The organism is Phenylobacterium sp. (assembly GCF_016793225.1).
Classification (GTDB): Bacteria; Pseudomonadota; Alphaproteobacteria; order Caulobacterales; family Caulobacteraceae; genus Phenylobacterium.
Genome location: NZ_JAEUMN010000143.1, coordinates 91,202 through 100,205 on the forward strand (window position 1 = coordinate 91,202; position 9,004 = coordinate 100,205).

At 72.7% G+C, this 9,004-nt stretch carries 8 protein-coding genes; 1 reads left to right on the forward strand and 7 read right to left on the reverse strand.

The window, feature by feature from the left end; translation table 11 throughout:
• Positions 1 to 22: 22 nt before the first annotated feature.
• The 6 genes from JNK30_RS16755 to JNK30_RS16780 form a co-directional block, all read right to left on the reverse strand.
• Positions 23 to 928, reverse strand: coding sequence for a sulfurtransferase (locus tag JNK30_RS16755; RefSeq protein WP_293483903.1), 906 nt, complete (start codon positions 926 to 928; stop codon positions 23 to 25).
• Positions 929 to 939: 11 nt separating this feature from the next.
• Positions 940 to 2,220, reverse strand: coding sequence for a serine hydrolase (locus JNK30_RS16760; RefSeq protein ID WP_293483905.1), 1,281 nt, complete (start codon positions 2,218 to 2,220; stop codon positions 940 to 942).
• 42 nt (positions 2,221 to 2,262) lie between these two features.
• Complete coding sequence (locus tag JNK30_RS16765; protein WP_293483906.1) at positions 2,263 to 3,057, reverse strand: enoyl-CoA hydratase/isomerase family protein; 795 nt, start codon at positions 3,055 to 3,057, stop codon at positions 2,263 to 2,265.
• 79 nt (positions 3,058 to 3,136) lie between these two features.
• Entirely contained in the window at positions 3,137 to 3,322 is a 186-nt protein-coding gene (locus JNK30_RS16770) for a hypothetical protein (protein WP_293483908.1), read from the reverse strand.
• A 124-nt stretch (positions 3,323 to 3,446) separates the two neighbouring features.
• Positions 3,447 to 4,136, reverse strand: coding sequence for a ParA family protein (locus tag JNK30_RS16775; RefSeq protein ID WP_293483910.1), 690 nt, complete (start codon positions 4,134 to 4,136; stop codon positions 3,447 to 3,449).
• An 86-nt stretch (positions 4,137 to 4,222) separates the two neighbouring features.
• Complete coding sequence (locus tag JNK30_RS16780; protein WP_293483911.1) at positions 4,223 to 6,298, reverse strand: PQQ-binding-like beta-propeller repeat protein; 2,076 nt, start codon at positions 6,296 to 6,298, stop codon at positions 4,223 to 4,225.
• A gap of 182 nt (positions 6,299 to 6,480) precedes the next feature.
• On the opposite strand from JNK30_RS16780, the gene JNK30_RS16785 reads away from it, so the two are divergent.
• The gene (locus JNK30_RS16785; RefSeq protein WP_293483913.1) at positions 6,481 to 7,608 is read left to right on the forward strand and encodes a hypothetical protein; all 1,128 of its coding nucleotides are present in this window, start codon (positions 6,481 to 6,483) and stop codon (positions 7,606 to 7,608) included.
• Between the two features lie 36 nt (positions 7,609 to 7,644).
• Here JNK30_RS16785 and JNK30_RS16790 read toward each other — a convergent pair whose 3' ends face one another.
• On the reverse strand, positions 7,645 to 8,337 hold the full coding sequence (locus JNK30_RS16790) for a nitroreductase (protein WP_293483914.1): 693 nt from the start codon (positions 8,335 to 8,337) through the stop codon (positions 7,645 to 7,647).
• Positions 8,338 to 9,004 lie beyond the last annotated feature (667 nt).

The following is a 9,004-nucleotide window of genomic DNA, read 5'->3' on the forward strand; positions in this document are numbered from 1 at the left end:
CCGGTCCGCGGAGTCAGGGGTCTCAGGGCGACGCGACGGGCCCGTCCAGCCGGGACCACTCCTCGAACGAGCCGTCATAGAGCAGGGCGTCGATGCCGAGCTTGCGGGCGGCGAAGAGCGTGGCGGTGGCCTGCTGGCCCACGTGGCAGTAGACGATGACCTTGTCGCCCGGCTTCACCCCGGCGGCCTTGAAGCGGGCCGCGATCTCGGCCTCGCTCGCCAGCTTCAGGTCCGGGGTCGTGACCGAGGTGAAGGGCACGCTGCGCGCGCCCGCCACATGCCCGGTCTTGTGCGGCCGCGCGGGCGAGCCGCCGGTGCGCTGGCCCGTGTAGAACTCGGGCGTGCGGGCGTCGACGATCGTGTAGCCCGGGGCCGAGAGGTGCGCCTTTACGAACGCCGCGTCCGCCACGAGCGGCCGATAGCGGATCGGCGACAGCTTGCCGGGCTTCGCCGGCGCGGGCGCGGCCGTCTCGAGCGCCCGGCCCTCCGCGGCCCACGCCGCCGTCCCGCCCTCGAGCAGGGTGGTCCGCGCGCCCAGGCCCGCGGCGTCGAGGGTGAAGACCACCCGCGTGGCCGACTGGATGCCTTCCTTGGTCGGGACCACGACGATGCGGGAGCGGTCCGACACGCCCAGGGACGCCAGCCTGGCGCGCAGCGCTTCCGGCTCCGGAAGCTGCAGCGTCAACGCCTCGCCGCCCATGGGCGCGGCGATGTCGGCGAGGCTGAGCAGCCGCGCGCCCGGAATGTGGCCCGCCTCGTAGCCGGCGCGGTCGCCCACCTGCAGGACGACGACGTCGCCCCTCGCCAGCGCCTTCGCCAGCGCGGCCGGCGTGGTCGTCAGGCCCGCCCCCTTCGCAGCCGCCGCCGGACCTGCCGCCGTCGCCGCCAGCAACGCGGCCATGGCCGCCGCGCAAGTGCTCGTCCGCATCGTCCGGTCTCCTATCGGGCCGCCGCGCCCGGCGTGGCGAGGGCGTCGTAGATCCATGCGCGGTTCTTGCGCTGGTACTCCATCGCCGCCTCGCGGGCCTGCACCATGAAGATCATGAAGACCTCGTTCTTCGGGTCGACCCAGAACTCGGTGCCGGCGATGCCCCACCACGAGAACGTGCCCTTGCCCGGACGCTGGACGGTGTCGTCGTTCACCAGGCTGAAGCCGAGGCCGAAGCCCATGCCGGGCCCCGGGAAGAACAGTCCCGCCCGCCGGATCTCGGGCGTCGTCTCGTCCTGCCGCATGCGCGCGAGCGTCTCGGGCTTGAGGATGCGGACGCCCTTGTAGGTCCCCTCGCCCGCCAGCATCAACACGAAGCGCAGGTAGTCCTCGGCGGTCGACGACAGGCCGCCCCCGGCCGACAGCATCGGCGTGGGCTTGGCGTAGTCGTAGTACATGAAGGGCTCGGGCGTCTTCGGCTCGGCGAACCGCGACCGCTTCGACTCGGGCTGGAAGAACGCGGTGTCGGTCATCCCCAGCGGGCCGGTGACGCGCTCGCGCACCAGCACGTCCAGGGTCTTGCCGCCGGCCGCCTCGGTCACCGCGCCCAGGATGTCGGTGGAGCGCGAGTAGAACCACGCCGCGCCCGGCTCGGTGCGCAGCGGCAGCCTCGCCACCACCTTGGCGTACTCGCGCGCCGTGAGGTCGTTGCGGTTCTCACCCCCCGCGGCCCAGGCCTTGGCGATCGGCGCGTTCGGCTGGATGAAGCCGTAGATGAGCCCCGAGGTGTGGCTCATCAGGTGCCGCACCAGCATCGGCTTCGTCGCGGGCCGCGTCGTGCCGTCGGCCTGCCAGACGACGAGGTCCTTGTACTCCGGCAGGTACTTCGAGACCGGCGCGTCGAGGTCGAGCTTGCCCTCCTCGACCAGCGTCATGGCCACCACCGTCACCAGCGGCTTGGTCATCGAGAAGATGCGCCAGATGGTTTCCTCGTCGGGCGTCCGGGTCTGGCCCGGGCCCTGCACGCCGAAGCCCTCCTGGAAGACCACCTTGCCCTTGCGCCCCACCATCAGGTAGGCGCCGGCGATCTTCCCCGAGGCCACGTCGGCCTTCAGGCCCTGGCGCGCGGCGTCCAGTTTCGCCGGATCGAAGCCCAGCGCCGCCGCGTCGCCTTTCACGATCGACGACGCCTTCGCGTCCACCGCCCGGGTGGCGGCCAGGCCCGGTCCGGCCAGCGCCGTCGCCGCCACGGCCGCCAGCAGCGCCCGCCGGGCCATCCTCATCGTCAGCATCTCTTCCCCCCGCGCCTCAGGCGCCCTGATGACCGCGCTCGCCTACCTGCCCACGAACACCGGCTTGCGCTTCTCGAAGAAGGCCTTGCGGGCCTCCTGGGCGTCCTCGCTGCCGAAGGCGATGCGGATGTTGCCGACCTCGTAGCGGAGCTGCTGCTCCATGTCGTTCGACTCCATCGCCTTCACCAGCCCCCGCTTCAGCAGGCGCAGGGTGATCGGCGACCAGGCGCAGAGCTCCTGGCAGTATTCCGCCAGCCGGGCGTCGAACGTCTCGTCGTCGACCACCTCGCCAGCCATCCCCCAGGCCAGGGCCTCGGCGCCGGTGACGGTGCGGTTCTCCATCATGAAGCGCAGGGCCTTCTCGTAGCCCATGGCCTGCGGCAGGGTGATGGTGAGGCCCGCGTCGGGAGAGCCGCCGATGCGGGTGTAGCCCGCCATGAGGCGGGCGCTGGAAGCGATCAGGCGCACGTCGGTGGACATGGCCAGCCCGAGGCCCGCGCCCACCGCCACGCCGTTGATCCCGCCCACCACCGGCTTGTCGCAGCGCTTGCGCATGGCCAGCAGGAAGTTGCCCACCCAGCCGATGTCGTCGAGCTGGCTGTCCATGGCCGACTTGGGCGAGTAGCGGGGCGGGTTGGTGAGGTCGAGGCCCGCCGAGAAGGCGTCGCCCGTCCCGGTCAGCGCCACCACCCAGACATTGTCGTCCACGGCGGCGGCGTCGATCGCCCCGATCACCTTCCAGGCCAGCTCGGTCGACAGCGCATTCTTGTTGCGCGGACTGTTCAGGCGGATCGTCCGCACATGGCCGGCGTCCGACACGGTCACGATGTCCGACATGGTCCCTCCCCTTGTTGTTCGGGGGGCAACCTAGCGCGACCGCGGTCCCCGGCGAAAGCCGCCTGCGACGCGAACCCGGTCAGCCCGCGCCGGCGGCGCGCTCGAAGGTCCCGACCAGCCGGTCCCCGCACCAGAGCTCGCGGGCCTCGTCCGGCGCGCGGGTTTGGGTGAACTCCGCCGCGGCCTCGTCATCCGGGCGGTCGAACCAGATGCCCCGCGCGATCATGCCGCTGGGACCCAGAACGTAGATCTTGTACTCGGCCATCGTCTCCCCCTGACCCATAGGGCGATATCCGATGGTCCAGCTTGCAGGATTCGCGCCATGCGCGAGTGTCTGCAACCGGCTCATTCCGGGACAAGGGCGTAAGGCCGCCGACGGCGACCGCCGGCTATCCGGCGCGACGGAGCGCCGGCGCGGGCGTCACCAGGGCCTGGATGGCGTTCACATAGGCCGCGACGTTCGCCCGTGCTGCCGCGACGCCGCCGACGCCCTGCGCCTCGAGCCCGCTCAGCCCGCCGCCGACCTCGAAGAGCGCGCGGAAGGCCTCCTTCTCGATCAGCGGGGTGGGCAGGATCTCGATGCCGCGCGCCTTCAGCTGCGCCACCACGGCGCCGAGCGAGCGCGGCTTCAGGGCCGCCGGCACGCGGCTCATGAGGCAGGCGTAGGGCAGGTCGTTGCCCTGCCGCTTGCCGAAGCTGGCCACCAGCTCGGACGCCTTGATCGCCTCCACCGCGTCCATCTGCGAGCCGGTCAGCGGCGTCACCACCGCGTCGAAGCGCAGCGCGGCGAAGACCATGGCCCCGCGCACGGACCCCTCGGTGTCGACGATCACCCAGTCCGGGCTGAGGCGGCGCGCCTCGGCCGCGGCCTCGCGGATGTCGGGCACGGTGGGCGCCGCGTGCACGGTCACGCCGTCGGGCCGGCCCGGCAGGCCGCCCCAGCGGACCAGCGGCTTGTTGGGATCGGAATCGATCAGCGCCACCCGCGCGCCGCGCTCCGCCAGACCCAGGGCCAGGAGAAGCGCCGCGGTCGTCTTGCCCGCGCCCCCCTTCGGGCTGATGAACGCGATGTTCGGCACGAGTGAAGCCCCCTTGTCACCCGACTGACGTCACTGCGGACCAACATACAACACTCGGCGGATGATTCGACCCGCCTGCCGCAACGTCAGCGCGAGCGAGACCTGCCGTCCAGGGCGAAGACCACGATCGCCGGCTCGCCCTTCGGCGGTTCGACGGCCACGCCGCGGGCGCGCTGGAAGACCTGGTAGCGGCGCGACAGGTCGTTCACGTGGAAGTTCCTCAGGCCGACGACCACGGCGACGTACTGAGCGTCGCCCACGCCGTAGGTCACCAGCGTCGAGCTGGGATAGCCGTCCAGCGGCACGCGCCACAGCAGCCTTCCGTCGCGGTCGTCGAAGGCGTTCAGCGCCGGCTGCAGGTCGCCCGCGAACACCACCCCGCCCGCGGTCGCCAGGACCGAGGAGGCGATCGGCGCCGTGAACTCCTGCCGCCAGCCCAGCTTGCGGCCGCGCAGGTCCATCGCCTGCAGGCGACCCATCTTCCCGCTCGCCGACGCCTCCGGGTGGTCGGCGGGACTGAGGCCCACGCCCGAGCTCAGCAGCGTGAAGCCGGGGCCCGTCGGCGGCCCGAACGTCAGGCACCACATCGTGACCGGCAGGTAGAGCTTCCCGCTGCGCGGATCGACGCTGGTCGAGGGCCAGTTCCGCGCCCCGGTGGCGTTCGGACAGATCAGCGTCGACTTCGTCTTGTCGGGCCAGCGCGCGGGATCGGTGGTCTTGGCGCCGGTCTTGGGGTCGATGGCCGAGATCACGTTCTGGGCGCCGGCGTCGATCGAGAACAGGTAGACGCCGGTGCGCGCATCCAGCGCATCGAGCACGCCCATCTTGCCGATGTTCATCACCACCCGGCGCGGGCGCCCGTCGATGGTCAGGGTGGCGAGCTGGCGCTCGAAGGACCAGTCCAGGTCCCACTGGTCGTTCGGCAGGTGCTGGTAGTGCCAGACCAGCTTCCCGGTGTCGGGATCCAGGGCGACCGTGCTGTCGGTGTAGAGCGCATCCTGGGTGGTTCCCGGCGCGCCCGAGGGCTTCATCAGCGGGCCTGTGTCATAGGTCTGGCCCACCCCGTAGTAGACGAGGTTCAGCTCGGGATCGTAGGTGCCTTGCTGCCAGACCGAGCCGCCGCTGCGCCGCTCCAGCGGCAGGCCGTTCCAGCTCTCGCCGCCCGGCGCGCCGGGCCGGGCGATGGTGTGGAAGCGCCAGACTTCGCGGCCCGTGGCGATGTCGAGCCCCACGATGAAGCCGCCGCCGGGCGCGCCCGACGCCGTCACGCCCTGGATGACCTTGTCGCCGACGATCAGCGGCGCGCTGCGCAGGTTGAAGGGCCGTCGCGCCGTGGCCGGCGGTGCGATGGCGATCTCGTGGTCCCAGACCGGCTCGCCGGTGCGGGCGTCGAGCGCGATCACGTGCAGGTCCGAGGTGGGCACGAAGACGCGGCCGGCCGCGATCGCCAGTCCCATCTTCTGGCTGGACGGCAGGCTGGGCTTGTAGCTGCGCCGCCAGAGCACCGCGCCGGTCGTGGCGTCCAGCGCCATCACCGTGTCCGGGCTGGTCTGCAGGAACATGACGCCGTCGTGCACCAGCGGGGTCGGCATGCTGGGCCCCGCCGGCAGCGGCAGGCGCCACGCCGGGCGCAGCGACGCCACCGTGCGCCGGTCGATCCTCGTCAGCGGGCTGAAGTTCTGGCCGTCGTAGGTCCGGCCCCAGTGCAGCCAGTCGCCCGGCGCCGGCGCGTGCAGCGTGGCCTGGGACACGGGCCGCATCCGGCCAAGCCGCGCGGCGGCGGTCGCGTCGGGCTTGAGGTCGGGCGGCGCGGGCGCGGCGGCGCCCACGCGCAGGCCGCCTTCGGGGGCGGTGACGCTGCGCCCCGTGAGGTAGGTGGCGAGCGATGCGATCTGCGCCGGCGACAGTCCCTCGGCCATCGGCTGCATCGTGCCCCGGGTGAGGGCCTCGACGATCTGCGAGCCCGCCATCCCGCGGAGCTGGTCGCGGCCGGGCGCCCGCGGAACCGGCGGCTCGTGGCACATCCGGCAGCGCGCCGCGTAGAGGGCTTCGCCTTCGCCGGCCCCGGGCGCCGGAGCCGGCTGGGACACCGACACGGCGCCCGCGCCCAGCGCCAGCAGGACTCCCGCCACGCCGCAGACCACCGCCTGACGCAGTCCCATCCTCGCCTCCCCCTGTCCCGGAGCCGCGTACATCGCGCGGCGTCGCGGCCTCTCTCTCCACCCGAACAGTCGAATGTTGGCGGCAGATTGCAAGCCCGACTCGCGGGTCCCATTCGCGTCGCGCCGCGCTATAGTCACGCCGAGGGGCCGCCGCCGGGCGGGCCGGCTCGGGGGCGCGAGCGATGACTTCGGCAGGCGGGTACGCGCAGGCGGAGGAGCGTCATGGCCTGTTCCAGGACGCGCTCGCCGACTGGGCCAACGACGACGTCCTGCACACGAAGGAGGCCCGCGCCGCCCTGGGCGCGAAGCACCCCGCGGCCCTGCGCGTCCTGGACTGGCCCGAGCTGCGGGCGCTGTTCGCCAGGTACGATCCGCCCGCCACGCGACACGGGCGCCGGGACCGCCGGTTCGGCCTGTTCTCCGTGGGGCTGGCGGCCCTGGGCCTCGCGCTGGCGATGGCGTCGCCCCTGGCCATCGGCGCCGAGCGGGCGATCGAGATCGTGGCCGCCGTCCTGATCGTCGCGGGCCTGGCGATGATGGCCGTGCACAAGCTGGGCGCGCAGGCCAAGGCCCGGTCGCTCGCGCACCGGTTCGGCGCCGAGCGCGTCCGGGCGCTCTACTTCCAGGCCGTGATCAACAACCTCGACCTCGTGTCGCGGGCCATGACCGACGACGACGCCCTGGCCGCCTGGAAGCAGGCGCGGGCGCGGACGCTCTCGCACCTGCCCCGGCCCGAGGACCTGCCGGGCCAGGTGCCGGCCCTGGCGGCCCCCGTCGCCGACGACGCCGAGGCCTGGGTGGTTCCGGATTGGTCGCAGCCGCCGCAGCCGCCGAGCCCGTCCCGCGAACTGGACCTGCTGCTGTCGCTGCTGCGCGGGCAGCGGCTGGACGCCCAGATCGACTATGTGGAGCGAAAGCTCAGCGCCTCCCTGGGCGCGCCCGGCCAGCGCGCGGCCGTGGCGCGGGTCATGAGCCGCCTGCTGCTGGCGGTGGCGGCGGCCACCGGCGCCATCGCCGCCGTGCTGGTTCTGGCCATGGGTCGCGCGCCGCTCGACACGGACGTGAAGCTCGCCCTCGAGGTCACCGTGGGCTGCGTGGTCGCCGTCGTGGCCCTGGGCGTGATCAACGACGACCGGCTGCTGGCCGGCGACGCGGGCCGCTACGCCGCCTACTTCACCGCCGTCTCCAACGCGCGCGCCAGCTTCGACGCCGGGGGCGTCGCCGAGAAGCAGGCCGCCCTGCGCGACGCCGAAGTGGTCTGCTACCGGGACCTCCGTGCCTTCATCGCCGGCCACTGGCGGGCGCGGTAGGTCAGGCGCCTGAGCGACGTCGGGGCCGAGCCCGGGTCAGAACCCCTGGAAGGTGATGTGGTCCTCGACCGCCACGCGCTCGCGGGTGAAGGTGTTGACCGCGGCCGTCTCGTCGCGCCAGCCGATCGCCAGGCCGCAGAACAGCAGGATGTCGTCGCCCAGGCCCAGGTGCGCTTTGATCGTCCGGCCGTAGACGCCCATGTACTCCTGCGGGCAGCTGTCGAGCCCCTCCTCCCGCAGCAGCAGCATGATGGTCTGGAGCCACATGCCCACGTCCGACCACTGCGCCTCCTTCATCAGCTTGGGGAAGTGGCAGAGCAGCAGCACGGGCGCGCCGAACGAGGTGCAGTTGTCGCGCACGAACTTGGCCCGCGCGTCGGCGTCCTGACGCACGATGCCCTGGGCCTGGTACATGGCCGCGCCCACGGCGCGCAGGCGGGCCTGGTACTTCTCCACCTGTCCCGGCGCCGAGAAGTCGTACTCCTGCGGATTGTCGGGGGCGCTGACGAGCAGCTTGTCCTGCAGCGCCTTCAGCGGCGCGCCGGTGAGCACGACGGCTTCCCAGGGCTGGAAGTTGCAGCCCGACGGCGCCCAGCGCGCCCGGTCCAGAACGCGCCGGACCGTCTCGAACGGCACGGGCCGCGGCAGGAACGCCCGGATAGACCGCCGGGTGGCGACGGCGTCTGCGACCGACGTGCTGTGGGTGGCGATGACTTCGGCGACACTCATGGCGGCTCCTTTCCCTTGCGCCGCCCTCCCGACCGAAGCACGCGGCAAGCCGAGCCATAACCGATCTTCCCGCTTCCGCCGGGGCAGGGACGTGAGGCGGGCGGAAGGCGCCTCTGCCACCGGGTCCCACCCGGTTGGAAACCCACCGCAGCGCCGCCCTCTCCCGGCCTCCCAGGGCGCTGCGCGCGCCTGGGCGGGGAGAGCCGCCCGCACCCTCCCTGCCATTCATCGGCGGACGCGGGGGTCCGGCGGCGGCGCTGTCGTGCATCGGTCCCGTGGCGACGAGCCTGCCTGCCGGGACCGGTCAGTCAAGGACGGCCCGGAGGGCCGCCGCGCCGCGGCCGGCCGCAGGCCGGTCCTTGAGTGACCGGTCCCGGCAGGCTCCCATCGGCCATGAGATCGAAGCCTTCCTGGCTCCTGGAAGGAGCACGGTCGGCACTGGCTCATGCGCCGAGAGCAGACGTCTTGAAGGTCTCAGAAGGGTGGTTTGCGGGCGTTGCGGCTTGCCGCCACTCCTGATGTTCCCATATTGTTCCGCCCCTCCTCTCCCAGGCGCGGCAGCGCCGTGGGAGAGGCCGGGAGAGGGCGGCGCTGAGCTGCGCGCGCCGCGCCGCCGTTGGACCAGGAGGCGACGCCTGTGGGCAAGGTCATGTCCGTCACCGCCAAG